Below are 26,287 nucleotides of genomic sequence, written 5' to 3' on the forward strand. Positions count from 1 at the left end.
ACAGGAGGCAGCCGTGATCGATGTCGCCAACACGAAGCAGGCACAAGCATGGGACGGCCCCGAAGGCAGTCACTGGGCTCGCAACCAGGACCGCTGGAACGCCGTGAACGAGCGCTTCGACGAGCCGTTGCTCCACGCTGCCGGAATCACCCCGGCTCATCGGGTTCTGGACATCGGCTGCGGCTGCGGGCAGACCACACGCCTCGCCGCGCTCAAGGCGTCCCAGGGACGCGCACTGGGCCTTGACCTGTCCGGCCCCATGCTGGCCGAGGCGCGGGCCCGTGCGCGGCAGGAGGGTGTCACCAACGTCTCGTTCGAGCAGGGCGACGCCCAGGTCCACCCCTTCGAGGCGCAGGCGTTCGACGCGGTGATCAGCCGGTACGGGGTGATGTTCTTCGCCGACCCCGTGGCCGCCTTCGCCAACGTCGCCCGGGCACTGAGGCCCGGCGGTCGCCTGGCGTTCGTCTGCCCGGCCGATGCCGCGCTCAACGACTGGGTGACGGCGATGGTTTCGTTGCGCGGCATCCTGCCGATCGGCGACTTCGGACAGCCGGGTCTGCCGGGCATGTTCTCGCTGGCCGCACCGGACCGCATCCGTGACGTCCTTGCCGCAGCCGGCCTCACCGGCGTCACCGTCACCCGCACACAAGCGCACGGGATCTGGGGGCAAGGGGCCGAGGGCGCAGCGGAGTTCCTGCTCGGCACAGGACCCGGCCGCCACCTGCTGGAACAGACCGACCCGTCCGCACAGGCCCGTGCCCACCACGCCCTGACCGGACATCTGCGGTCCCACGAGACGGCCGACGGCACCGTCCGGCTGCGCAGCACCGCGTGGCTTGTCACGGCGGACCGCCCGGCCGACCCGTCGGACAGGCCCTGACACCGCGGCGACGGGCTCGGAGGAGGGCCGAGGACTGTCCTTCGCCGGCTTCGGGCCGGGAACCCCGTCGGCGCGCAAGACCGGGCCGGCGGGCAGCATCATCCCGGCTTCGTCGTCACCCGGTTCGTCCTCGGGATCCAGCGGGTTCTCCGGTTGGGCCAGGCTGTCGGTGCCTACCTGTCAGCCGCTGAGGTTCTCCGCCGCGTGACCCGGCCGCGCCGGCGGCATCAGGTGAGGACCAGCCAGCGGCGGCCGTCGATGAGTTCTCGGGCTGCGTCGAGGTGGCCGGCGTGGCACGCGGTCTCGGTGACGACGTGCAGCAGGACGTCACGCAGGGTATGCAGGTGCGGTTCGCCGAACAGGTCGTGAGGCCACCAGGCCAGGGCGGCGCCGGCGGGGGTGGTGATGACGGCGTCGGCGAGTCCTGCCTCCTGCCGGCATCGGTCGAGCACCTCGACGGCCGACACTTGCGGGGCCACCTGCCACGCTTCATCGCCGCTCGTCAGGCTGCGGATGACCTCCTCGTCCCCGGCGACGACCGCGCGGAACCAGAACCGCTCCACATCCAGCGCGAGGTGCTCGACCAGTCCCAGGCAGTGCCATCCGGAAGGCAGCACGGGCCGTCGCAGATCCTTCGCGTCGAGCCCGTCGAGGATGCCGAGAACATGGTGCCGCTGTCCGTTCAGGACCCGGAGGAGCGCCCTGACCTCACCGTCCGGCGTCTCTTCGCTCACGTGATCGCTCAAGTTTTCGCTCACGGCCACCCAGGATCCCCGAACCTCTGCGGCCGTGCGGGGAGTTGCCGCGTGATGGTGAAGATCACGTCCCGGTCACGATTTCGTCGCCGGAGTGAGGGTCTTCTTGTCCTGCTCTGCGGTGAAGAGTGGCACATGACCTGCGCCCGTTCCCGCTGAGGAGCCGCCTCCAGCGGCAAGCGGCACCGCCCACATGAGTCTCCGGCGTGAACTCAATTGCCTTCTCGTGCGGAGTGGGAGTGACCGGGCCGCCTAAGTTGCCTGGAGAGATGACATGAAGGAGCCCCATGTGAGAGCACTCTCCCGAACGGAGGGTCGACGAGATCCCGCTGAGGATGCCACTTTGCTCCAGGGGCCCCAGTCCGCCTCTCATGGTTTCGCCGAGCTGTACGACCGACATGCGCCCGACATCCACCGCTACGTCGCGCGCCGTCTGGGGGCTTGCCTGGCTGACGATGTCGTGGCGGAGACCTTCCTCGTGGCGTTCCGCCGTCGGCACCGCTTCGATCCGGCCAGGGGCGAGGTTCGCCCGTGGCTGTACGGGATCGCCAGCAATCTGATCGCCAAGCACCGGCGCTTCGAAGTGATGCAGTACCGCGTGCTGACCAGAACCGCCGTTGATCCGGTGGTGGCGGATTGCCACGACGGTACGGACAGCCGGGTCGCCGCCGCTGCGGTCACCCGCCAGCTGGCCGGCGCGCTTGCTCACCTTTCCAAAGGCGACAGGGACGTGCTGCTCCTGATCGCGTGGGAGTGCCTGTCCTACGAAGAGGTGGCACAGGCGCTGGAGATCCCCGTCGGCACGGTGCGCTCGCGGTTGCACCGGGCGCGTAAGAAGGTCCAGAAAGCTCTTGGTGGGGTGGACCCCACCGCGGTACGTGAGGAGTTCGCAGATGGATGACATGACGCTGCTGCGACAGATGCGCGCCGAGGTTCCCCGTCCCGACTCGAGCCGACTGGTCACGGGACGGGAGCAGTTGCTTGAGGAAATGGGTCATGAGCCGGCTGACCCCCCAGCCCGTCGGCGAATTGCCAGGAGCGGCATCAGCATGAAGACACGGGGGCCCGACGCCACGCTGTCTGCGGAGACGATCCGGCCTGGTTTCCCTCACCGGCCGGTTGTCCGCGTCGTCCTGGCAACTGCCGTGGCAGCCGCCGTGGTTGGTGGTGCGATGACGGCCATCGGCGACCACACCCGCGAGACGGGACCCGCGACAGCGCCGAGCCTGGACTCCCCCCGCATGCGGCCGGTCAGCGCCACCACGGTCCTCAACGCCGCCGCTGCCCATGAGCGGCAGAACGAGAAGGAACTCGCTCCCCGCGACGATCAGTTCATCTACACGAAGGAGATCGTCAAGGAGACGGAGCGCAAGACCGGGAAGACGCGAACCTTCGTCGATGAGAACTGGCGCTCGGTGGACGGCTCCAAGCGCGGGTGGACGATGGAGGTGGGCAGGGGCTGGTGGTCCGAGCCGCTGAAGCCCGACGAGGCGATCTGGCCGCCCGCCAGGTGGCAGGAGCTGAAGGAGCTGCCCACCGATCCCACCAAGCTGATTCTCTCCGTGCAGAAGTGGTTCGGAGGTAGGCAGCCGGATTCGGTCACTGAAATCAGCAAGCAGGACTGGCCGCTGATCGAATCCGGGATTTCTGGCCTCCTCTACCGGACGCCGGTGATGCCGCCCGGTCTGCGAGCAGCCGCGTTCGAGGCGCTCGGTATGATTCCCGGCACCACCGCGACTCCAGGGGTGACGGACGTCAAGGGCCGAGCGGGTATCGCCATCAGCTATGAGGACCCGACCCGTGAACTGCCGTCGGATAGTGTGCTTATTTTCGCCAAGGGCACCTATGAATTCCTCGGCTTCAAAGACTCCCGAACCTCAGACGGCGCCGGCGAGAAGAAGACATACACGCAAATCTCCTCTCTCGAGAGCTACGCCGTCGTCGACAAGGTCAAGCAGCGACCCCGGCCCTGAAGTGATTCCGGCGGATGCGGGTTGCCGACGCGGCCTGTGGGAGCGGGTCCGGGTCCGGACCGCTTATGGTCGGGGCGTCTCGACCGAGTGGTCCTTGTGCTTGGTTCCCTCGTCAAACGATCAGTCTGACAAGCTGGTGTCGATACAACCCTCACTGCTTCCCCTGCACTCGAACAGAGGAATGATGCGCCACACCATCAGAGCAACCACGCTCATAGCCGTCTGCTTCCTTGGTCTTCTCACCGCCTGTACTGATGGCGAGGACAGAAGTAGTCCCGAGCCGAGTCCGCGCACCGAACTCGAGTTGAGGCAGAGCGCCGATACCGTCGGCGTCGGCGGCGAGGGCACCCTGCGAATCACCCCGGACACCGTCGTCTACGTCCGCAAGACCGGCACCGGCACCCCGGAGCACGATCTCTACGCGGTCGTCTCCTTCAGCGCCGAGAACCGGTCCAAGACCCCGGTGACAGCAACCACCGAGAAGGGGGGCTTCCGCTGGAAGGCCTCCAACGGGCATACGGTCAGCGCGGGGAACAGCAAGAGTGCGGCGGGGATCGCTCCCATCGGCTTCAGCGACGGCGGCCCCACCGTCCAGCCCAACACCTTCCACAGAGACACCGTTGCCTTCGACATCACCAACGCCGAAAAGGGCGGCACCCTCGTCTACGTCGACGGCAGCGGTACCGCCTGTCATTGGAAGATCCCGTCCGCCAGTTCAGGAGCCGCGGTCTCAGCGCTGAAGTCGGCGCTGACCTAGTGTGTCGGCAGCTTCGGGGAGGGCATGTCCATACAGCACCTTGACCCGCTGTGGACAGTGCTTGGCGTCGTGGCTGGGGCGCTGCGCAGCCCGCGCTCTGACGACGGCGCCGATCCGCGCCGCCCGGCCCCTCGGCGCACCGGTCCACGGGATCATGGACAGTCGGTGCGCGCATATGCGCTCCTAGCACTAGCCGGCCGGGCCGACCGAAGTCTCGAAGTCTGAGCTGTCGCAGTAGGACACTGCACGATTCTCAGCCCCGGTGTCGCCGCCCACCGCGTTGACGGTGTCATCGAGGATGTGGCTGCCATCGGGTTCAAGACCTTCTCGGTCAAGCCTCTTCGAGGCCCTGATGGCGGTCTGCCCTGCTGCTTCGACGTCGTCGAACTCGGGCGACTGGACACTCCCACGGGCAGCACAGTGCGCAGGCACCCAGCCCGCCGCCAGGGTCGTCACCCGGTCCACTGCCTCCGCAGCAGTCGTCGCCCTCGTGGACACGGCCCCTGCGGGGACCTGGACCTTCGTAGGCCACGCCGGCCGTGCTTGCCGGACGTCCGACCGGGATCCATGTCCCGGTCGGCCGTCATGAACGGCAGCCAGTGGTGTCAGCCGAGGTGTCTGGCAAAGAACCGCAGGGTGCTGTCCAGCTCGAACGCCGGGACCTCCCCATGCTTGCCCGGGTTGGCATGCAGGGTCTTCTCAGCCGAGGCCAAGGCATCGAACAGCGCCAAACCCTGGGCCCGCGGCACCCGCTCGTCGTCCCACTGCAGCAGGAACTGAACCGGAACGGTGATCCGCGCGGCGGACTCGGCTGATGCCAGTGCCCCGCCCAGGCCCAGCACCGCGGCGCGAACCCGGGGCTCGGCGGCAACAAACGGAACGCCGAGGCCACACCCCAAGGACACTCCCCAGTAGCCCACCGGGCCGGCGCCGACGTGTCCGAGTTGCTGGGCCGCGTCCAGTACCGCCTGCCACTCCGGGACCGTCTGGCGCGCCACGAGCGCCTGGAAGTCGGCGATCAACGGGGCCAGTTCCTCGCCGGCCGCCACGCGAGCCTGGTTCTCGGTCGCGATCCGGTCGTACTCGTCATCCGTTGGCCGGTCGCCGTGGCCGGGCACATCCACTGCCACCACCGCGAAACCACACTCGGCCACGAAGGAGCGCGCATGTTCCAAGATGTCGGGGGCCTTCTTGTGCCGGCCGCCGCCGTGTCCCATCAGGATGAGGGGCCGAGTGCCGTCGGCGCCTTCTGGCGTCCACAGCGCACCAGGTATCTCACCGAGGGTGAAGAGCTGTTCGCAGACGCCGTTGGACGACGTCTCAGAGCTGAAGCGCATAGCGATTCGAGCCTTTCGGAAGCCTTATGCGGGCGCTCCCCAGGCCATGCGAGAGAGGGAGCCCCGACCTGCCATAGCGTTGATCGGTCTCACCTCCTCAGTTCGCAACTACGCACAGCGGACCGGAACTTACCACGCAGAGATCACCCACGTCACCCGAACAACCGTGCGTCGCAGCCCGGCAGGTCTCTGGCAAGCCCTGAGGCCTCGGCGTCCTGATCCCGGTCGGTGGCGTTGACGCCGATGCGGGGCCGCCACGCGAGCCCGTCCGGTGCCCGGAACTTCTCAATCCTGCTCGCGCCGCCCCGCCACCCCGCCTTCCCGCCGCGCGCCGTGACCGCTCCTACGCTCCGCCGTCAGCCGGCCTCGCGGTGGACGGGTCGTGCACGCCGAGGGCCGCGTCGGCGGCCCGCAGATGGTGGGTGACCGGGCCGAAGGAGACCAGGCCGCTGCCGGCTCCGGCGGACTCGGCTTGGGCGGCGGCGAGTTCGTCGCGGGCGCGGCGCAGGACCGGCAGGTGCCGTACGGACGCTGCCGCACGGGCGAGTACGCACCACAGTGCCTCCTGGAGGAGGTCGTGCGGTGGCCGGGGAACCGTCGTGAGTGCGTGCCGGGCCCGCTCGGTGGAGCCGGAGGCGGCCAGCAGCAGGGGGTCGAGCCACGGCCGGTAGGGGCCGGCGTCGAGGTGGGCGAAGTCGTCGGGGTGCGGCAAGGCGTCGCCCCGCATGACCGGGACCAGCGCGACGAGGACGGCCGCTCCCCGGGTGAGCCCGGGCATACCGCACGCGGCGGTCTCCGCGAGGAGTTGTGCGTACCGGGGACGGGCAGCCGTCCAACCGTCGGTCTCGCAGGTTCGCAGGGCCCGGTACCACGACGTGAAGACTCCGGCGAGCGGTCGTTCGTTGCGGTGTGCCAGCCGGTCGATTTCCTCGGCCTCCGCGTCCGCCGCCGCGAGGTCGCCGAGTCCGGCGAGGGCCTGGAGGCGAACAAGGCGTCCCAGGACCTCGTGGCCGGGCATGTGGTGGTCGACGGACAGACGGGTCAGTTCGGTGCCGAGGGCATCGCGGCGGGCGGCCGACCCGCAGGTGGCGAAGGACTGCATGAAGGCGCCGTTGAGGGCGAACGCGAGCAGCGCGGGGTCTTTGAGGCGCCGGGCGAGGTGGACGGCCTCCTCCGCGGCGCGCTCGGCGCGCAGCCGCCACGGTTCGGCGGCGGGGGCGTCGGCCGCCCGGGGAAGCGGCGCGTCGGCGGCGGCATCGCCGCGTGACTCGACCGCGACCACCGACAGCAGCCGGGCCCGCAGCGCGGGCGGTCCGCCGGGGCCGAGCCGGGCAGCGGTACGGGCGGCGGCCCGGGCCAGTTCGCCGGCGTCGTCGGAGTCGTCGGCGCGGGTCCACACCGCCGGGACGTCGTAGGAGCCGATGATCCTGGCGGCCAGCTCGAAGTCCCCGGTCGTCTCGGCCGCCGCGACCAGTTCCCGGCGGTGCTCGCGTGCCTCTTCCAGGCCGTCGGCGCCGGTCACCGCGAGGTCCCGCAGCAGGCTGGCGGTGGCGTGCAACCGGGCCCGGGACCGGGCGGGCACCGAGCGGTCCCACGCGGCGGCCGTGCGGTGCCAGACGCTGTCCGCCGCCCCGGCCGGCTCGGGCGCGGAGCCGGTGGTGGAGCTGAGAAGCCGGGCTTCGGTGCGTGCCAGGGCGGCTCCGGCGCCGGATCCGTAGGTGCGGGTGAGGGCTTGGCGCGCGTGCCGCAGGGTCTCCAGGGCCTCGCCGCGCCGGCCGGAGCGGTCCAGAGCGGTCGCCAGCAGCGCCCAGCCGTCCTCCCGCCCCGGGTGTGCGGTGACGTGGGCTCGTAGATCGACGACGGCGTCCCGGGCGGCGCCGATGGCCAGCAGGGCGTCGGCGCGCCGCTCCACCGCGTCGAGGCGCAGCGCCTCCAGCCGGGCCTGTTCGGCGGCGGCCCACCCGGCGGTGGGGAAGTCGGCCAGGACCGGTCCGCGCCACCGGGCGAGCGCCTCGTCCCACAGGGCGACCGCAGCGTGCGGCGGTGCCTCGGCGGCCCGCGCGGCCGTGTCCTCGAACCGCCAGGCGTCCACCGCGTCGCGTCCGGCGCGCAGGACGTAGCCGGGACCGTCGGTGACCAGCAGACGGGACGGCTGCCGGGGACGGCGTCCGGGTTCCAGGGCGCGGCGCAGCGCCGCGACGAAGGTGCGGACCGCGCCGAGGGCGCCGGCCGGGGGTTCGTCCTCCCACAGGTCGGCCACGAGCCGGCCGACCGGCACGACCCGGTTGCGGGCGATGAGCAGCCGGCCGAGCACCTCCCGGTGGCGGGGCGCGCCGAGCGGGAGGGGTGTGCCGTCGGGGTCCCAGGCGGCGACCGGTCCCAGCAGTCCGAACTCCACGCCCACGGCACGGTCCCTTCGCGGGCGGCACCGTGGGGGGCCGCGTGTCCACTCATCGATCACTGATCCGGGGCTCCCAACCTGGGTGGCGCCCCCGGACGACCCGGACCACCGGGGTCCGGAACGTCCACTCTGCCACGAGCCACAGGAGTCGCTGTGACACACCCGAGCATCCCCGGATTCACCGAGCGCCGCGTGTCGGTCGACGACGGCGTCGCGCTGAACGCCGCCGTCGGCGGCACCGGCACGCCGGTCGTGCTGCTGCACGGCTTTCCGCAGACCCGTCTGATGTGGCGGCACGTCGCCGCCGACCTCGCCGCCGACCACACCGTGATCTGCCCGGACCTGCGCGGCTACGGTGCCAGCGACAAGCCCGCCGAGAGCGGTCCGGAGGTCTATTCGAAGCGGACCATGGCCCGGGACGTCGTACGCCTCGCCGCCGAGCTGGGGCACGACCGCTTCACCCTGGCCGGTCACGACCGCGGCGCCCTGGTCGCCTTCCGCGCCGCGATGGACCACCCGGACGCCGTGTCTCGCGCGCTCTTCCTGGACATCCTGCCGACCCTCGACATGTGGAACGCCCTGCACGGCGTGTCCGGCGCGGTCGGCTTCCACCTCTACCTGATGGCCCAGGCCCCGGGTCTGCCGGAGCGGATGATCCAGGCGTCCGCCGACGCCTTCTTCTCGTACTTCCTCGACGCCTGGATCAACGTCCCGGACGCGATCCCCGCTGAGGTCCGCGACCACTACCTCGCCGCGTCGGCGGCGGCCGTGCCGTCCATCGTCGCCGACTACCGCGCCTCGGCCGGCGTGGACGTGGGCCATGACACCGCCGACCGGGACGCGGGGAACCGGCTGGCCATGCCGGTCACCGTGCTCCAGCAGGACTGGGGCACCGCGCTCGGCTATCACGCCCAGGGGCTGTGGAGCGCCTGGGCCGAGGACCTGCGGCACCGCACGGTCTCCTGCGGCCACTTCATGGCCGAGGAGGACCCCAAGCTGATCGTCGACGAGATCCGAGCCCTCGCCAACCGCTGAAGTCCTCCGCCCGCGGCCTGTGGCGGGCACCGGACCGGGACCAGGTCCGCCGGAGGTTTCGCGTAGTAAGTAAGTGAACGCTTCAATAGGTTTTATCCGCTACTCGAGGCACACGGAGTTTTGGTGGAAATTTCCTGGCTAGGCTAGACAAAGATCTTTCCTCCGTTTTCAGGCCTCAGGAGTGGTATGGGTTTCTCCCGGCGGGCGCTGGTTGGGCTCGGGTCTGCGACGACGCTTGGCGCTGTGGGGTTTCCGGGGGCGGTTCGTGCATCCGCATATGCCGGCCGTACGGGTTCGGGGCAGGTGTCTGCCGGGCCGTCGGCGGGTTGGTGCATGCCGGCTGAGTGGCTGAGGCATGAGCGCACGTTCATGGCGTGGCCGCCCTCGGACTCGGACTGGCAAGACGCCTTGCCTGCCGTCCGAAGAGATGTGGCGGGTATTGCGCGGGCTGTCGCGGAACACGAACCGGTGGTGCTGCTCGCCACCCCGGAAGACGCCGAGGGCGCCCGGCGGGCGTGCGGAGCCTCGGTGGAGGTCGCAGAGATCCCGGTGAACGACTTGTGGATGCGCGATTCCGGTCCGACGTTCGTCACCCGCTCCGGCCAGGTGGCGGGCATCGACTTTCACTTCAACGGGTGGGGCGGCAAGCAGCCGCACGACCGGGACACCCTCGTCGCCCGCCGGCTTCTCACGGGAAGAGGGCTACGCCGCATCGACGCGCCGATCACCACGGAGGGCGGCGCGCTGGAGGTCGACGGAGAAGGAACGCTGCTGGCGACCGAAAGCTCCCTGATCAACATCAACCGCAACCCCGGCAGATCCCGCGCGCAGATCGAGACGGCTCTGAAGAGGCTCCTCGGCGTCTCCAGGGTGATCTGGCTGGCCGGGCTGCGCGGCAGGGACATCACCGACTACCACGTCGACGCCCTGGCCCGCTTCGTCCAACCCGGCACCGTCGTGATCAGCCGACCACCGACCAGCGGTAAGCCGGACCTGCGGACACGGGCCTACCACCAGGCACGCCAGGTCCTGGAGACCGCGACGGACGCCCGCGGCCGCAGCCTGCGGGTTCTCGACCTGCCCGAGCCCGAACCCGGCAGAATCGGCGAACGGGGCCGCTACTTCCTCGCCTCCTACGCCAATTACTACCTGACCAACGGCGCTGTGATCCTCCCCCGCTTCGGCGACCGGACCACAGACCAACGCGCCGCATCGCTCCTCAAGGACCTCCACCCAGGACGCGCCGTCGTCCAACTGGCGATCGACACACTCGCCGAGGGCGGCGGAGGCATCCATTGCGCCACCCAGCAGCAGCCCTCACCCCGACAAGGCCGCGCGGGGCACCCCCAGCCCTGAGCAACCGGCTCGGGCCCGAGCGTCGTGCCGTCGTCGGCCTCCCGGGTCTCACGACGGCTGCTCGTCCAGCGCGAAGTACACCCCCGGCGGAAGACCCGGCAGGCCACCTCCAGCACACCCGCGCTGTTCTGCCGGCGGTGAAACACCGATCCGACCGGACTCGACGATCACTACAGGTTATTCGCATGACGACGGTTACGACGCGCACGGTCGAGTACCCGGCCGACGGCCTGACGATGATCGGGCACCTCGCGCTCCCGGCCGGTGTCGACCGCCGGCCCGCGGTCCTGGTCGGTCCCGAGGGGCCGGGGCTGAACGACTTCCAGCGCCGCCGTGCCGACACCCTGGCTTAGCTGGGGTACGTGGCGCTGGCCTTCGACATCAACGGCGGCCGCTGGTTCACCGGTCCCGAGGAGATGCCGGCGCACGTGACCCCCCTGCTCGCCGACCCCGACCGGATGCGGGGCATCGGCCACGCGGCGCTCGACGTGTTGCGCGCCGAACCACGGACGGACCCCGACCGGATCGCCGCCGTCGGCTATGGCACCGGGGGCGCGATCGCGTTGGAACTCGGGCGCGACGGCGTCAGCCTGCGCGCGATCGGCACGGTCAACGCGCTGACCACGGGCCGACCGGGCGAGGCGGCGCGCATTCGCTGCCCGGTGTGGGCCGGGGTCGGGTCAAAAGACCCGATCATGCCGCCCGCGCAACGGGACGCGTTCACCGCCGAGATGCAGGCCGCAGGCGTCGACTGGCGCCTCACGGTCTACGGCGGCGCCTTGCACGCCTTCCACCACCCCCGGTCGACCGCCACCGGCTCCCGCTCCGGCTCCGGCTCCCGCTCCGGCTCCGGCTCCGGCTCCGGCTCCGGTGGGACATCACCGCACCGGCCGCGTGCGTCTGGAACACCCCGGGGGTTGGTCACGTCGCGCCGCAGGGCCGCGAGTGCCTCGATCCAGGTCCGTCCGCGCTCACCTGCCCCGGTGACCGGATGGGTCCCTGCGCGACGTGCCAGCGCAAGAAACCAAGTACGGCCAGTGCCAGTGGTGCACGGCCCTCTCCGGCAGAAGTGGGGCCGCCCCCGTGCGCTTCGCCGGCGCACGCGGCGGTGGTGCGTCGTCGGGTCGTGGCTGCGCTGGTGCCGTGCGAGTGAGGGGGCGCCGGGATCTACGACCGGGCCCTCCACAGCCGTCACTCCTTGGAGGCGGTCTCCCGGATCAGCGGCTCGAACTCCCGCCGCACGTAGACGTCGAACGGCGCCGTCAGCGCGCCGTCGATCACCCGCCGCACCCGGTGCTCTGCCGCGAATTCCTTGATCGCTGCGCGGGAATCCGGATCCACACCCCCGCCAACGATCAGCACCCCGAACTCCTCGGTCTCCAGCAGTTTCCTGGCCTCCTCGTCGGTACTCACTCCCTCCGCTTCAAAGCCGTCCGCGCGCAGCGTGGCCAGCACCTCCGTCACCCTGGAGGGCGTCCTTCCCAGCACCAGCGTCCTCATGACCATTCCTCACCGGTACGCCTACATCGGCGCACCCGAACCTAGAAACTCAACCGGACTTGAGGTCAAATCCAACGCTCACCTCCCCGCGGGCCATCACATGATCCGCCGAGCAAGACCCAGCCGTCGCGGAAAGCATCCCCGCAGGCTTCCCCGGTGACAGGGAACCCATACCGGGCGTTACTCCGTACGAGCGCGCCCCAGCAGCGTGACGGCTTGGACGTCCCTCACCGACACCCCTCGCCCAACCGCTCCGCAAGGGATCACCCCTGCAAAAGGCGTCCCGGCAACGCCCCTTGGCCTTACCGTAGTTACCCCATCGATCAAATGAGGGATTCGTGTGGACCCGTTCGTGATGGCCGCTGGGACCGCTGTGGTGAGTGCGATGGCCACGCAGACCTGGCAGCAGACACAGCAAGCTGTCGTCTCGTGGTGGCGTCGGGTACGTCCGGACGAGGCCGCGGAAGTCGACGCGGTTCTCACCGAGACCCGACGTCGGGTGCTGGCCGCGCGGGAGGAGCGAGACACGGCCGGCGAGTCGACGCTGGTGTCCGACTGGCAGCGGCGTTTGACGACACTCCTGCGGGAGGATCCACACATGGCGGACGAACTACGTCTCCTGCTTGACGAAGTCGCCCCGGAGCGACCGGTCCCGGACCAGGGCCGGTCAGGCTCGCAGGTGTTGAAGGCGAAGGCCACCGGGAGTGGTCGCGTGTACCAGGCAGGGCGCGACCAGCACATCACCGAGCTGTGAGTTCCTCGCCTCAGGAAGCTTCGGGGGAGCCGAGCAACACTTTCCGTGCGAAGGCGTCGGCTCAGGCGAGGATCTATCAGGCGGGCCGCGACCAGTACATCGCGGAGCGAGATCTGCATCTGCACTACGTGACCGGCGTGCGCGAGCGGCGGCGCGCGCAGTCGAGCGCGGAGTCCGGCATCTGCCCCTTTCCAGGGCTCGCCGCATTCGAGGCAGAGGAGGCCGCCTGGTTCTTCGGGCGTGACGAGCTGATCGCCGAGCTGCTGGTGCGGCTGGACCAACGCCTGCGCGCCGGTGGGGCGCTGACGGTGGTCGCTCCTTCGGGTGCGGGCAAGTCCTCGCTTCTCAAGGCCGGCATGGTGTCCGCCCTTGCCGCGGGGGCGCTGCCCGGGTCGGCACGGTGGCCGTGCGTCGTACTCACTCCGAGGGCCGACCCGTTGACGGCGCTGGCCAGGAGCCTCGCGGTGGTCACCGGCGACTCCCCGGGGGAGACGGCGGAGATCCTGGCCGCTGGGCCGGCCTCCTTCGTTCGGATGCTGCGCGCCTTCGTGCGGCAGCGGCAGGGCACCGAGCCCATGGAAGGCCGGTGGGTCTTCGTCGTCGACCAACTCGAAGAGCTGTTCACCCTCTGCACGAGTGAGGAAGCCAGGGTCCGGTTCCTCGAACTGCTGGATGCCGTCGCCAAGGCGGGAGCCGACGGTGACAGTCCCGTAGGACTGGTGGTCTACGGGCTGCGGTCGGACTTCTACACTCCGTGCGCCGACTACCCGGTGCTGCAGAGCGCACTCCAGAACCGTCAGATCCTCGTCGGCCCCATGTCGGAAGCCGACGTCCGGGAGGCGATTCTGCTCCCGGCCCGGGAAGCGGGACTGGACGTCGAGCCCGACCTGGTCGAAGGGTTGCTCGGCGATCTCGGCGTGTCACACCCGCCGACGGGGCGACAGCATGCCCCGGATGCCGACGTCGGCCATTTTGCGGCCGAGCGGCTGCCTCTGCTCGCCCACGCGCTGCGCACGACATGGCTGCGGCGGCACGGCCACACCCTCACCCTGCAGGGGTATCACGAAACCGGGCGCATAGCGGGCGCCGTGGCGAAGACCGCGGACGACCTCTACGGCCGGCTGGACGCAACCGGCCGACAGACGGCCCGCAACCTCCTGTTACGCCTGGTCAAGATCGGTGACGGCACCGAGGACATCCGTCGCCCCAGGCCGTACGCCGAGCTGATCGACCAGGGCGCGCAGAACTCGGAGCGTGCCACGGTCGAGGCGCTTGTCGAGCAGTTCACTGCGGCCCGTCTGCTGACACGGGCAGCCGACAGCGTCGAGATCACCCATGAAGCCCTGCTCCGCGCGTGGCCACGGCTGCGCCGGTGGATCGAGGACGACCGGGCCGGCAACCTCATCCGCCAAGACCTCGAAGAGGCAGCCTCTCACTGGGACGCGGTCGGCCGCGCCGACCCCACTCTGCTCTACGGCGGAGGCCGGCTGGAAGCTGCCCGCGCCTGGGCCGGCGACGCGGGCGGCAACGGCCCGAGCGCGGTCGCATCGGCATTCCTCGCGGCCTCGCTCCACGCGCAGCAGCGCGGGGTGAAACTGCGTCGCGTCGTCATCAGCGTCCTCACCGTGCTCGTGGTGCTCGCCTCAAGTGCCGCAGTACTCGCCTTCAGGGAACGCTCCGTCGCGGAAGGTCAGCGCAACGCGGCCGTCTTCCATCAGCTCACCGCCGAGGCGGACAGCCTGCGCAGCAATCAGTTGCCGATGGCCGCCCAACTCGACATGGCTGCCTACCGCATGAGACGGACCCAGGACCTCTACACCCATCTGATCACCGACGCGAACAGCCCCCTGTCCACCGCACTGACCGGTCACACGCGTCCCATCATGTCCACGGCGTTCAGCCCGGACGGCCGCATCCTCGCCTCCGCGGCCTTGGACGGCACCGTACGCCTGTGGAACGTCGCGGGCCCGGCCGGACCCACTCCGCTGGGCCAGCCCCTCACCGGCCACCAGGGAGGCGTCCATTGCCTCGCCTACAGCCCGGACGGCCACATCCTGGCCAGCGGTGGCTTCGACCGGACGGTACGGCTGTGGGACGTCACCGACCCTGCGCGGCCCAGCGCACTGGGCCGCCCGCTGACCGGCCACAACAGCACCGTCAAAGCCGTGGCGTTCAGTCCGGACGGGCACACCTTGGCCAGTGGCAGCCTGGACAGGACAGTGCGACTGTGGGACGTCTCGGATCCAGCCGACGCCACCCCACTGGGGCGGCCCCTGACCGGTCACACCGACAGCGTCCGGTCCGTGGCGTTCAGCCCTGACGGGCACACCTTCGCCAGCGGCGGCGCGGACAAGACGGCACGCCTGTGGAACGTCTCCGACCCGGCACACGTGCGGTCGCTGGGCAAACCCCTCACCGGCCACACCGGCCCGCTCTGGTCCGTGGTCTTCAGCCCGGACGGACACACCCTCGCCAGCGGCGGCGCGGACAAGACGGCACGCCTGTGGAACGTCTCCGACCCGGCGCACGTGCGGTCGCTGGGTTCCCTCACCGGCCACACCGGCATCGTCCAGTCCGTGGCGTTCGGCCCGGACGGACACACCCTCGCCAGCGGCAGCCTGGACCAGACGGTACGACTGTGGAACGTCACCGACCCGGCACACGTACGCCCGCTGGGCAAACCCCTCACCGGCCACACCGGCATCGTCCAGTCCGTGGCGTTCAGCCCGGACGGACACACCCTCGCCAGCGGCGGCGTCGACGAGACGGTTCGCCTGTGGCACCTCCCCGCCACGATCGCCGTGGACCACACCGGCGGCGTCCACTCGGTGGCGTTCAGCCCGGACGGGCGCACCCTCGCCAGCGCCGGCTCCGACCGAACGGTGCGGTTGTGGAACGTCACCGACCCGGCGCACCCTGTCCCGCTGGCCAAACCCCTTACCGGCCACACCGGTCAGGTCCTGTCCGTGGCGTTCAGCCGGGACGGACAGACCCTGGCCAGCGGTGGCGCGGACCGGACGGTTCGGCTGTGGGACGTCACCGATCCCGCACGCGTGCGCCCGCTCGGCCGGCCGCTCACCGCCCACACCGACGTGATCACTTCCCTCGTTTTCGGCCCGGACGGGCACACACTCGCCAGCGGGAGCACCGACCGGACGGTGCGGTTGTGGGACGTCACCGACCCGTCCGACCCTGCACCCCTGGGGCATCCCCTCACCGGTCAGAACGACATCGTCGCTTCTCTGGCCTTCAGCCCCGACGGCCACACCCTCGCCGCCGGCGGCGGCCTGACGGTGCGACTGTGGGACGTCACGGAGCCGACCCGTCCCACCTCGCTGGGCAAGCCACTCACCGCCCACGCCGAGGCCGTCGTCTTCGTGGCGTTCAGTCCGGACGGGCACACCCTCGCCACCGCCGGTCTGGACAGCACCGTACGACTGTGGGACGTCACCGACCCGGCGCGCCTGCGCTCCCGCGGGCGACCTCTGACCAGCAATGTCTGGTCTCTGGCGTTCCGCCCGGACGGCCACACCCTCGCCACCGCGGGTCTGGACAGCACCGTAGGGCTCTGGGACGTCGCGGACCCGGCCGGACCCCACCCGCTGGGGCAACCCCTCACCGGCCACACCGACTACGTCTGGTCCGTGGCGTTCAGCCCGGACGGTCGGACGCTCGTCACCGGGAGCGAGGACTCGACCGTCCGGCTGTGGCGTATGGACGAAGACCAGGCCGTCACACACATCTGCGCGTACACGGATCCGCTCACGCGTCAGCAATGGAGCCGGCACGTACCCCAGCTCGCCTATCGCTCGCCCTGCACATGATCTGACGGCGCCTCATTTTCTGTCGAGCGCCGGCAGAGGCCTGCCACGGAGGCCGTTGCTCTTGCGGTCGCAGATCCTGTGATGTATCCGCGGCAGGGGGAGGAGGGGGCGAAATCTTTCGGGCGAAGGCGTAGCGTGCCAGCGTCTGCTGGACGGCGAGCTGCTCTGCGGGTCGAGATTCACCTCTCCGCCAGGCGTTGCCCTGAGGTGGCTGCCTCCCCGGCCGAAAGCCGCGGTTGTCGTCATGTCAGGCCTCGCTCGCGCTCGGTCGTCGGGTGAAAGACGGGGCACGGTCGGCTCAGCGGCCACCCGGCGTGCGAGGGGAGGGTGGAGCGCGTGACGTGAGGGGCACACTGTCGCGCGGCCGGCCGCTTTGCCGTCAGGACGCCGGACCGCTGAGCCGGCGGACGGTGATGTGGCGGGCCGGTGGTGTACGCGGTGCCGTCAGGCATCGGCAAGGCGACCGTCTCGGTTCACCGCTGCGAACAGCGCGGCCACCTGGTCGCCAGAGGTGCCCCGAGGTCTCCGCATCGGCGTCCGGGCGGCCACCAGCGCCCCGAGGACGACCGCCGGACGCCACTAAAGAAGCGTGAGCACGATCTTGCCCTGGATATGCCCTCGCGAGGCGCGTTCGTGCGCCGCCCGGGCATCCGGGAGCGGAAACGTGCTGTCTATCGCGACGCGAACCGTGCCCGCGTCGAGCAAGCGTCCCACTTCAGCAAGCTGCGCGCCGTGCGAGCGGACCTGGGTGCCCGAGACCGTGACGCCCAGCTTCGCGATCTCTTCCTCGTCGTATTCGCCGAAGAACACGGGGAACAGGGCGCCACCGCGTTTGAGGGTGCGCAGGAAGCGGCTGCTGTCGCGGCCACCGACGGTGTCGAGAACAAGGTCGACGTCATGCACGAGTTCCTCAGGACGACTCTTGGTGTAGTCGATGAACTCGTCGGCGCCCAGCTCGCGCAGGAACGACTCATGCGCGCCCGATGCCACCGCGATGACATGTGCGCCCTTCCACTTCGCCAGCTGCAGGGCGAAGTGGCCCACGCCGCCCGCAGCGCCGTTGACGAGCACCGTCGTGTCGGCGCCGAGGGCCACCGGGCGGTGCCGCGCCGCCTGGAAGGGCGACGGGTGATCGTGCCCGAGTTCGATCAGGAACTGCCACGCCGTCAGCAGGGACATAGGCGCCCCGGCGGCGTGCACGTGATCGATGCCGGCCGGCTTGCGTGCGAGGTCCGACGCGGGCGCGGCCACGTACTCGGCATACGCCCGGCCGTCGAAGCTGGGAAAGCGAAGGAGACCGAAGACTTCATCACCGACGGAGAAGCCCTCCACGTCCGCGGCGACGCCCTCGACGACACCCGACACGTCCGTCCCCGGAATCACGGGCAGGTCGAAATTCGGCCTCGTCTCCGGAGGTATGTTGCTCAGCCCGTCGCGCAGGTATCTGTCCGGAGGATTGATGCCGACCGCGTGAACGCGAACGAGCACCTCACCCGGCCCCGGCTCGGGAATCGGCACCTCGTCGTATCGCAGAACCTCAGGGCCGCCGTGCTCATGCAGCCGGATCGCCCTCAGAACCGTGACCTCCTGCTCGCAGTTGCGGGCGCCGCCTGAACGCCCCTGTCGACCACCCACCATTCGGCGTAAGGCGCCTGAGAGAGGGGTCGGGTTCACCATGGCCGAACGCTGAAGTATGTGCCCTCTCCAGCTAATGACTGGGCCGCGGCCGGTAGTTCAGAGATCGGCCCCCGGCCTCACGCGGCGCGCTGTCCGACGCGCAGGACGCTCAGATAGCGGCGTGATGCTCGGTCGCCCATCCGGGTGCGGATACGCTCGGCGACGGCGTCGAGCAGCGGCTCACGGACGTCACGGTCGAGGCTCCGATACAGCGACGTCGAGCGAAGGAGATCGGCGAAGCCCTCCCCGTCGAACCACTGAACGGTCGGATACCAGCGCACGATCGTCGGGCCGAACAACCCTCCGGGATCGTCGACCAGGCCCCACCCCTCGTCGGTGGTGCGGACCTCATCCTCCAGCGGCGGATGACCCCAGCCGGGGTTCCCCGGACAGAACCGCTCGTGAAGATCGGCGGTCTCTGCGTACACCTCCGGCTCTCCCGGCCTGCGGACAACGACGTTGCCGACCAGCGCCATCCAACCTCCTGGACGGAGCACGTCGTACGCCCGCTGCCAGCCGATCGACGGGTCGACCCAGTGCCACGACGACGCCGCCACGAGGACATCGAAGCGCCGACCACGGTCGTCCCACTCCTCGAACAGCGATGATTCGACTTCGACGTTGCAGAAGGAGGCGATCCGCCGGCGAGCGAGTGCGGCCATGTCCGGGCCCGAGTCGACGGCGGTCACCGAGCATCCGAGCGCTGCCAGGGAGCGAGTCGCCTGACCCGTACCGCAGCCGACTTCCAGCACCGACGACCTTTCGTCCATGCCGGTGATCGAGCCAAGGTCCGCGAACAGCTCGTCGGGGTATCCCGGCCGGATCCGGTCGTAGAGTTCCGGCACCTCGTTGAACACGCGGCCGAGGTCGTGTCGCTTCAGGGGCATCTTCGGATCATCAGTCACGCGCGCACAAGCTACGAGGCTCGTCCGCGCAGGCGCCAGCGGTTCAGGAATCGCAGGCCGGGCGGTGAGCAGTCCGTCCGGGCGTCGAGCCGGGTGCGGGCGGTCGCGTGCGGTGCAGGGTGATCACGAGGGACCCCAGAGCAGGATGCGGAGTTCGACTAAGGGCCCTGTGGCGTCGACCGGCGTCGCGTCCATCTTCTCCAGCACATGGAGCATCGGCACGTTGCTCGCCGCAACGGTGGCGGCCAGCGCCTGATGTCCCTCGCGGCGGGCGACGGTCGCCGCGTGTTCGGCCAGCGCGGTGCCGAGCCCCTTGGCCTGCCACTCGTCCTCGACCAGGATCGCGAGTTCCCCCACTCCTTGCTGACCGGTGCGCATGACGTTGGTCATGGCGATGATGTGGTCCGTACGTTCGGCCGGAGTGGTCACCAGCGTGGTGCCGCGCTCCGGGCTGGACAACTGACGCCATTCGGCGGGCGACAGCCCCGACCTGCCCCCGTGGTACCGCAGGGCTCGGCTGTCCAGCGAGCACCGGCGGTGCAGTTCCTGGACCGGGACCAGGTCGACGGGGTCCGCCATTCGGGTCCGGGTGTCGGTGCCATCGGTCAGCGTGATGGGGTGTGCGGTGTCTCGACGGCCGGCGTCGGGCATCGTCGTTCTCCTGACATTGCGATCGTGACTGCTGTGCCGCGGGTCCCGGGACGCACGCGCGGCCTTACTGCTGAAGCAGTCTTTTGCCGCTTCCCGGCCGACTCAAGAGGACTTCGCGTCACTTTGATCGCACTCCGCTTATGTTCAATCACGGAGAGAAGCGTAGATGCAAGGAGTTGCGGTCACCGTCGGCGCTGATGCTGAGCACTGCTCACGTCATCGCTCAAGGATTCACACGGAGGGCTGCCTGGCCGTCGCCACCAGGACAGGCCGATGAACGTCCGTACTTCGCGTAAGCGAGCCCCTCGGCGAGATCTGTCCGCAGGCGGATCCTGGCCGGCCACCGGCCGGCCGGGCCGGCGGGGGTGCGGGTGACTGCGAAGAACAGGCCGGCCGGCAGGATGTGGGTGCGCAGGCCGCGCTCACGCAGGGCGCGCGGAACCGGTTCGGTCCCACCATCCGCGCATGGCGGCGGTGTCGTTCGGCAGAGAGGTCGCGGCCTTTCCGGAGGGCGACGGCGGAGGGCAGCCGGGAGGCGGCGCGCCTGCGCAGCCGACGGTCACGTCACCGCGGTACCGCCTCCATGGCGGGCGCACGCACTCCCACGCCCAGGACTGCTTTCCCTACGGTGCGTGGGGGCCACCGCCCCTCTCACCTCCGGTCCGTCGGCAGGTCCGAGTCGGCCCGGGGCGGCGGCCCCACTCGCGAAGACGGTCAGGCCAGCTCGAGGACGAGCTTGCCGACGTTCTGCCCGCGGAAGAGCATCTGCAACACCTCGGGGAAGTCGTCCACGCTCCCCCGCACCACATGTTCCTTGACCTTGATGCGGCCGGCGCCGATCCAGGCGGCGATCTCCTGCGCCGCCTGCGCGTAGCGCTCGGCGTAGTCGAAGACGACGAAGCCCTCCATCCGGGCGCGGCGCACCAGCAGCGAAAGGTAGTTGGAGGGGCCGTTGACCGGCGTGACGTTGTTGTACTGGCTGATCGCACCGCACACCACGACGCGCGCGTGCATCGCCAGCCGGGTCAGGGCCGCGTCGAGGATGTCCCCGCCGACGTTGTCGAAGTAGACGTCGATGCCATCGGGGGCGTGCTCGCGCAGCGCCTTCTTGACGTCGTCGGCGCGGTAGTCGATCGCCGCGTCGAAGCCCAGTTCGTCGGTGAGCAGCGCGCACTTCTCGGCTCCGCCGGCGATGCCCACGACCCGGCAGCCCTTGGCCTTCGCGATCTGACCCGCGATCGTGCCGACCGCACCGGCGGCTCCCGACACCACGACGGTCTCGCCCTCCTTCAGCGCCCCGACGTCCAGCAGGCCGAAGTAGGCGGTCATGCCCGGCATGCCCAGCGCGCCCAGATACGTCGACGGCGGAGCGAGCGACGTGTCGATCTTCATGGCGCCCCTGCCGTCGGAGACCACGTACTCCTGAACGCCGAACGTGCCGACCACGTGATCACCGGGCTGGAAGTCGGGGTGGTTGGATGCGGTGACCTCGATGACCGATCCGGCGCGCATCACCTCACCGATGCCCACCGGCGGCAGGTACGAGGGACGGTCGTCCAACCAGCCCCGCATGGCCGGGTCCAGCGAGATGACACGCGTGCGCCCCGCGAACCGGCCCGGACCCGGTTCGTCGACGGGCCCGGAACAGTGTTCCCAGTCATCGGCTTCGACCTCGCCGACGGGGCGGGCTGCCAGACGGATCTGACGGTTGGTCGCAGACATGGTGTCTCCTGTCGTTCGCGGCTTCGCCGCAGGCTACCGACCAGTTGGTACGTCACGGTGTGTGACGTTCACCACAGGTGATGCGCGACCTTGTCAGGGCGCCGCCCAGCGCAGCGGCACGGCCTCGCCGGCCGCGTCGCCGGACCGGTCAGCGGGTCGAGGCCTGCCGCCCGGACTCGCCCTTCCGGTCTCGCTCGTGCAGCAGTCGTGCGGTCTGCCCGGACACCGGCGCGGCCAGCAGTGCGGTGACCAGGTCGACCAGTCGGCTGGTGAACAACCGGTCGTCCCTGCGGGGGCGGCCAGCGGCCCGGGCGGCGAGTTCGGCGTGGCAGAAGCGCATGGCGGTGAAGCGGGTGTGGAACACCGCGGTCGACTCGGGGGCCAGCAGCGGCTCCACCAAGCGCCGCCAGGGTTGGATGCTCGAGCCCTCCGTCACGACAACCTCGACCAGGGGTTCGGGGCGGTTGAGCAGCTCGGCCACGATCTGCAGGAACTCGCGGCCGCCGTCGGGGTCGGCGAGTTTCGCGGCGGCCGGCACCACCAGCGCGGCCGCGAGGGATCGAAGATCGACGGCACCGCTGTCCTCGCACTGCTGCAGCAGTACCTCCCGGCCGGCGTCCACCGCCGGAAGATGCTTGTCGAGCACGGCCCGCAGCAGACCCGCCCGGTCGCCGAAGTGGTACTGCAGGGCCATCGCGTTGCGCTGGCCGGCGGTGCGCTTGATCTCGTTGAGCGACACACCGTCGACGCCCTTGGCCGCGAACAGCTGCTCGGCGGCCCGGATGAGGGCGCCGCGCGTGTCACCGGCCTTTCGGCTCCGGGGCGACGTGTCCTGGGTCTCATGTGCGCTCACGAATGCCCATGCTAGCGTCTCCACCGCGGAAGTAATGCAGTTGCATTAATAGCTGATACAAGCGCCTTGACGCGTGTACGTCACCGCTCCGGATCCCTGTTCTGCACGGGCGCCGCTCTGCGCCCGGATGGAGGTATGCAGTGAAGGCACTGACCTACCACGGCCGCCATGACATCCGCTACGGGGACGTCCCCGACCCTGCCGTCACCAGTCCCACCGACGCGGTCGTCCAGGTCACCACGGCCGGCATCTGCGGCAGCGACCTGCACATCTACGGCGGCAACGGGTTCACCCGGGAGACCGGTTACACGCCGGGACACGAGTGCGTCGGCGTCGTCGTCGACACCGGCGACCAGGTCTCCCGGTTCAGGTCCGGCGACCGGGTCCTGGTTCCCGCCTCGGTCGGCTGCACCCTGTGCAGAACGTGCGCGAGGGGGCTCACCGCCCGGTGCGAGCGAGCCCAGGCCCCGACGGACCTCTGCTACGGAGTGAGCCCGAAACTTCCGGGCAGTCAGGCCCAGGCCGTGGCTGTTCCCCATGCCGATGCCAACCTGGTGCCCCTGCCCGAAGGCATTTCCGACGAGGCGGCCATCGTCCTGACGGACAACGCCCCCACGGCCTGGTACGGCTGCCGTAGAGCCCGCATCCAGCCGGGCGAAACGGTCCTGGTCATCGGCCTGGGCCCGGTCGGCCTCATGGCCGCGCAGTCCGCCTTCGCGATGGGGGCCGCCCGGGTGCTGGGCGCGGACCTGGTCGCGGAGCGGCGTGCCTTCGCCGCCACCCTGGGTGTCGAGCCGGTCGAGGGTGAGGACGCACGAACGGCCGTGCGGGAGATGACCGCAGGACGCGGACCGGACGCCGTGGTGGAGGCCGTGGGCTCGGACGCCACCATCGAACTCGCCCTCAAAGCCGTCCGGCAGGCAGGACGGGTCAGCGTCATCGGCGTCAATCAGAACAAGGCCTTTCCCTTCCATATGGGACTGGCCCAGGTCAAGGAGCTGGAGTTCGCCATCGGACTGTGCTCGATCCCTTACGAACTCCCTGCCCTGATCCCCCTCGCCCAGGCCGGCCGGATCAAGCCGGAGGTCGTGGTCTCCCACCGCCTCGCCCTCTCCCAGGGCCCCGCGGCGTACGAGCTGTTCCACAGCCGCGCCGCCGGTGTCCGCAAGATCCTCCTCGACCCCGCCCGTTGAGCGCGGGCCGGCCCGGCGGGATGGCTGGGCGGCCGCCCGGACCACCGGCGCCGTCCAGGGACGTCCCGCCGAGGCCCGAGACGGTCAGGTGAACATGTCGGCCAGGGGCTGTTCGGTCCACACGGTCTTGCCCTCGCGGGTGTAGCGGGTGCCCCAGCGTTCGGTCATCTGGGCCACCAGGAACAGGCCGCGCCCGCCCTCGTCAGTGGTGCGGGCGCGGCGCAGGTGGGGTGAGGTGTGGCTGGTGTCGCTGACCTCGCACACCAGACACCGTTCACGGATCAGCCGCAGGGTCGCGGGGCCCTCGGCGTAGCGGTAGACGTTGGTCACCAGTTCGCTGGCGATCAACTCGGTGGTGAAGGCCAGGTGCTCCAGTCCCCACTCGCTCAGCTTGGCCGAGATCAGTTGCCGGGCCCGGGCAGCGCTCGCGGGCTCCAGTGGCAGACGCCAGGAGGCGACATCGTCCGGTGGCAACACGCGGGTACGGGCGATCAGCAACGCGACGTCGTCGCCGGGGCGCGCGGGCACGAGCGAGTCGACCACCGCCTGGCAGGTCCGTTCCAGTGCGTCCGCCGGGCGGGTGAGCGCTGCGCACAGCTTGGTCAGGCCGACGTCGGCATCGATGTGGCGTTCGCCGATGAGTCCATTGGTGTACAGGCACAGCAGGCTTCCCTCGGCCAGTTCGAACTCCCGGGCCTCGAACGGCAGGCCGCCCAGGCCGAGCGGTGGGCCGGTCGGCAGTTCGAGCGGAGCCGCCTGTCCGTCCGGCGCGGTCACCACCGGCGGTGGGTGGCCGGCGCGCGCCACGGAGCACCGCCCGGAGACCGGGTCGTACACGGCGTACAGGCAGGTGGCCCCGACGACCTGCTCGCCCACGGGCCGTTCGCCGGCTGCTTCCTGTTCGGCCGCCAGCAGGTCGACCAGGTCGTCCAGGCGGGAGAGGACCTCGTCCGGTTCCAGGTCGAGGCTGGCGAGCGTGTGTACGGCCGTACGCAGCCGGCCCATGGTGGCGGCAGCGTGGATGCCGCGTCCCACCACGTCACCCACGACGAGGGCGACCCGGGCCCCGGACAGGGGAATGACGTCGAACCAGTCGCCGCCCAGGCCCGGGGCCGCGCTGGCCGGCAGGTACCGCAGGGCCACCTCGACGGCCGACTGGTCCGGGACCGTCCGGGGCAGCAGGCTGCTCTGCAAGGTGAAGGCGGTCTGCTGCTGCTGGGTGAAGCGCCGGGCGTTGTCGATGGCGACGGCGGCGCGCGAGGCGAGTTCCTGGGCGAGGGTGAGATCGTCCGCCTCGAAGGGATCGGGACGGCGCGAACGCCACAGGGTCATCACGCCCAGCACCAGGCCACGCGCGGCGAGAGGTACGACGATCAGCGAGTGGGCGCCCAGGTCCGGAGCATGGGCCCCTTGGCGGCCTTCCGCGGAGAACCAGTCGGGCGGAAGTACCGGTTCCAGGACGGGTCGTCCTTCGGCCAGGCATCGTCCCTGGGGTGTGTCGGGCGCGAACTCCACCGGCTCACCATGGGGGTGGGGCGGGCCGGGTTGCTGGGCACCGACGCTGCTGGCCCCCAGTCGTACCACGGGCCCTCCCAGGGCCCGGGCCACCTCCTCACCGCGCGTCACCGGCTGGAGCAGATCCACTGACGCATGGTCGGCGAGGTGAGGCACCATCACCTCAGCCAGTTCCCGGGCGGTCTCCGCCACGTCGAGAGTGGTTCCGATCCGGCTGCCGGCCTGGTCGAGGAGCGCGAGCCGGCGCTGCGCCCGGTGGCGTTCGGTGATGTCCTCGATCATCTCGGCCACGCCCAGGACGCGGCCGGAGGGATCGTCCATCCGGAAGGACGAGACCAACGCGACCCGCTCTCGTGTCGGATCCTGCTCCAGCCGGGCGAACTGCTCGGAGTAGACCAACGGTCTTCCGGTCTCCATCACCTGGCGCACACGGTCCACGGCCTTGCGCGCGTCGTCGGGAAGGAGCATCTGCCCGGTGGGCAGCCCCCGGAACTCCGCTGCCGGGACGCCGCTGAAGCGCTCGATGGCCCGGTTGACCCGGAGAAGCCTCAGGTCGGTGCCGTGAATGACCAGGCCGATCGGGCACCGGCGGAACAACCCGTCGAGAAGCGCGCGGTCCCTTTGCCACTCCAGGACGTCAGCCGCGGGTGCCCCGGCGAGAAGCCACTCACGGACCCCCTCGCCGCGTGAGAGCGCATGCGCCCTGATCCCCATCTCCACGAGCCGCCCGTCGCGGTGCCGCACGGGGAACATCCCGAACCAGCCGCCGGTTCCCCTGCAGCTCGCCGCGGCGTCCCTGACAGCCGGCAGATCGCGGGGATCGACAAGGACCTCGGACGCCGGACGACCGATCACGGCCGGATCCGGATGGCCGAGCAGTTCCTGGGCCCGCGGGCTCCATCCGATCACGGTGCCCCGGTCGTCGAGCAGCGCCAGGGCGGCGAGGTGCAGGGCGAACGGATCGTCGTGGCTTTCGCTGAACTCCGTCATCCGCTTCTCCACGGCTGGACACCACCTTGTACTCGGTCACCGTTGCTCTGCCACGGGTCCTGACCGCGACCGGGCGACCGGCGTGACGGTGTCCGGGGGCGGTGGCTCGGCGTTCCCACACGCATGCGGTCCCGCTGATGCCATGTAAGCCTATGGAGACCCGTCGGAGCCGCGACCTCGCCCGCCGCGTGGCACGGCGTGGCGGACCA

The 26,287-nt window shown here is 70.3% G+C and carries 19 protein-coding genes and 1 pseudogene; 10 read left to right on the forward strand and 10 right to left on the reverse strand.

Features of this window, described 5'->3' with window-relative positions:
• Positions 1-13 precede the first annotated feature (13 nt).
• Positions 14-880, forward strand: coding sequence for a class I SAM-dependent methyltransferase (locus tag ACZ5CW_RS18770; RefSeq protein ID WP_468602602.1), 867 nt, complete (start codon positions 14-16; stop codon positions 878-880).
• Between the two features lie 227 nt (positions 881-1,107).
• Here ACZ5CW_RS18770 and ACZ5CW_RS18775 read toward each other — a convergent pair whose 3' ends face one another.
• A complete protein-coding gene (locus ACZ5CW_RS18775) occupies positions 1,108-1,614 on the reverse strand; it encodes a mycothiol transferase (RefSeq protein WP_468602604.1) in 507 nt (168 codons plus the stop codon).
• Between the two features lie 364 nt (positions 1,615-1,978).
• Here ACZ5CW_RS18775 and ACZ5CW_RS18780 point away from each other — a divergent pair, with 364 nt between their 5' ends.
• The 3 genes from ACZ5CW_RS18780 to ACZ5CW_RS18790 all read left to right on the forward strand — a co-directional run bounded on the left by ACZ5CW_RS18780 (position 1,979) and on the right by ACZ5CW_RS18790 (position 4,365).
• Entirely contained in the window at positions 1,979-2,536 is a 558-nt protein-coding gene (locus tag ACZ5CW_RS18780; RefSeq protein ID WP_468602606.1) for an RNA polymerase sigma factor, read from the forward strand.
• Positions 2,529-3,608: a CU044_5270 family protein gene (locus ACZ5CW_RS18785; protein ID WP_468602608.1), complete on the forward strand. Its 1,080-nt coding sequence runs from the start codon at positions 2,529-2,531 to the stop codon at positions 3,606-3,608. Before ACZ5CW_RS18780 ends, ACZ5CW_RS18785 begins: the two co-directional genes overlap by 8 nt.
• Positions 3,609-3,912: 304 nt before the next feature.
• Positions 3,913-4,365 carry a hypothetical protein gene (locus ACZ5CW_RS18790; RefSeq protein ID WP_468602610.1) on the forward strand — a complete coding sequence of 151 codons (453 nt, stop codon included), beginning with the start codon at positions 3,913-3,915 and terminating at the stop codon, positions 4,363-4,365.
• A 605-nt stretch (positions 4,366-4,970) separates the two neighbouring features.
• Here the strand turns inward: ACZ5CW_RS18790 and ACZ5CW_RS18795 are convergent.
• The gene (locus ACZ5CW_RS18795) at positions 4,971-5,702 is read right to left on the reverse strand and encodes a dienelactone hydrolase family protein (RefSeq protein WP_468602612.1); all 732 of its coding nucleotides are present in this window, start codon (positions 5,700-5,702) and stop codon (positions 4,971-4,973) included.
• Between the two features lie 343 nt (positions 5,703-6,045).
• On the reverse strand, positions 6,046-8,106 hold the full coding sequence (locus ACZ5CW_RS18800) for an AfsR/SARP family transcriptional regulator (RefSeq protein ID WP_468602614.1): 2,061 nt from the start codon (positions 8,104-8,106) through the stop codon (positions 6,046-6,048).
• A gap of 150 nt (positions 8,107-8,256) precedes the next feature.
• Between ACZ5CW_RS18800 and ACZ5CW_RS18805 the strand changes: the two genes are divergently transcribed.
• From ACZ5CW_RS18805 to ACZ5CW_RS18815, 3 genes and pseudogenes are all read left to right on the forward strand, one after another.
• Positions 8,257-9,138, forward strand: a complete 882-nt coding sequence (locus ACZ5CW_RS18805; protein WP_468602616.1) for an alpha/beta fold hydrolase — start codon at positions 8,257-8,259, stop codon at positions 9,136-9,138.
• 333 nt (positions 9,139-9,471) lie between these two features.
• Positions 9,472-10,494 (forward strand): agmatine deiminase family protein, encoded by a 1,023-nt coding sequence (locus ACZ5CW_RS18810; RefSeq protein ID WP_468602618.1) that lies wholly within the window; start codon positions 9,472-9,474, stop codon positions 10,492-10,494.
• Positions 10,495-10,679: 185 nt separating this feature from the next.
• Positions 10,680-11,294 (forward strand): annotated as a pseudogene (locus ACZ5CW_RS18815) (dienelactone hydrolase family protein); the annotation flags it as partial.
• A gap of 391 nt (positions 11,295-11,685) precedes the next feature.
• On the opposite strand, the gene ACZ5CW_RS18820 reads toward ACZ5CW_RS18815, so the two are convergent.
• Positions 11,686-11,994: a hypothetical protein gene (locus ACZ5CW_RS18820; protein WP_468602620.1), complete on the reverse strand. Its 309-nt coding sequence runs from the start codon at positions 11,992-11,994 to the stop codon at positions 11,686-11,688.
• 385 nt (positions 11,995-12,379) lie between these two features.
• Here ACZ5CW_RS18820 and ACZ5CW_RS18825 point away from each other — a divergent pair, with 385 nt between their 5' ends.
• Together ACZ5CW_RS18825 and ACZ5CW_RS18830 are read left to right on the forward strand one after the other, a co-directional pair.
• On the forward strand, positions 12,380-12,748 hold the full coding sequence (locus ACZ5CW_RS18825; RefSeq protein WP_468602622.1) for a hypothetical protein: 369 nt from the start codon (positions 12,380-12,382) through the stop codon (positions 12,746-12,748).
• Positions 12,745-16,572, forward strand: coding sequence for an NACHT and WD repeat domain-containing protein (locus ACZ5CW_RS18830; protein WP_468602624.1), 3,828 nt, complete (start codon positions 12,745-12,747; stop codon positions 16,570-16,572). The genes ACZ5CW_RS18825 and ACZ5CW_RS18830 overlap by 4 nt, the downstream gene beginning before the upstream one ends.
• A 579-nt stretch (positions 16,573-17,151) precedes the next feature.
• On the opposite strand, the gene ACZ5CW_RS18835 is transcribed toward ACZ5CW_RS18830, so the two are convergent.
• The 5 genes from ACZ5CW_RS18835 to ACZ5CW_RS18855 all read right to left on the reverse strand — a co-directional run bounded on the left by ACZ5CW_RS18835 (position 17,152) and on the right by ACZ5CW_RS18855 (position 22,380).
• Positions 17,152-18,147 (reverse strand): NADP-dependent oxidoreductase, encoded by a 996-nt coding sequence (locus ACZ5CW_RS18835; RefSeq protein ID WP_468602961.1) that lies wholly within the window; start codon positions 18,145-18,147, stop codon positions 17,152-17,154.
• A gap of 179 nt (positions 18,148-18,326) precedes the next feature.
• The gene (locus ACZ5CW_RS18840; protein ID WP_468602626.1) at positions 18,327-19,136 is read right to left on the reverse strand and encodes a class I SAM-dependent methyltransferase; all 810 of its coding nucleotides are present in this window, start codon (positions 19,134-19,136) and stop codon (positions 18,327-18,329) included.
• 141 nt (positions 19,137-19,277) lie between these two features.
• On the reverse strand, positions 19,278-19,733 hold the full coding sequence (locus tag ACZ5CW_RS18845; RefSeq protein ID WP_468602628.1) for a GNAT family N-acetyltransferase: 456 nt from the start codon (positions 19,731-19,733) through the stop codon (positions 19,278-19,280).
• A 786-nt stretch (positions 19,734-20,519) separates the two neighbouring features.
• A complete protein-coding gene (locus ACZ5CW_RS18850; RefSeq protein ID WP_468602630.1) occupies positions 20,520-21,527 on the reverse strand; it encodes an NADP-dependent oxidoreductase in 1,008 nt (335 codons plus the stop codon).
• 148 nt (positions 21,528-21,675) lie between these two features.
• Positions 21,676-22,380: a TetR/AcrR family transcriptional regulator gene (locus ACZ5CW_RS18855; RefSeq protein ID WP_468602632.1), complete on the reverse strand. Its 705-nt coding sequence runs from the start codon at positions 22,378-22,380 to the stop codon at positions 21,676-21,678.
• Positions 22,381-22,520: 140 nt separating this feature from the next.
• Between ACZ5CW_RS18855 and ACZ5CW_RS18860 the strand changes: the two genes are divergently transcribed.
• Positions 22,521-23,573 carry an alcohol dehydrogenase catalytic domain-containing protein gene (locus ACZ5CW_RS18860; protein WP_468602634.1) on the forward strand — a complete coding sequence of 351 codons (1,053 nt, stop codon included), beginning with the start codon at positions 22,521-22,523 and terminating at the stop codon, positions 23,571-23,573.
• 84 nt (positions 23,574-23,657) lie between these two features.
• On the opposite strand, the gene ACZ5CW_RS18865 is transcribed toward ACZ5CW_RS18860, so the two are convergent.
• A complete protein-coding gene (locus ACZ5CW_RS18865; RefSeq protein WP_468602636.1) occupies positions 23,658-26,078 on the reverse strand; it encodes a SpoIIE family protein phosphatase in 2,421 nt (806 codons plus the stop codon).
• Positions 26,079-26,287 lie beyond the last annotated feature (209 nt).

Source organism: Streptomyces sp. NPDC031379, assembly GCF_055569615.1.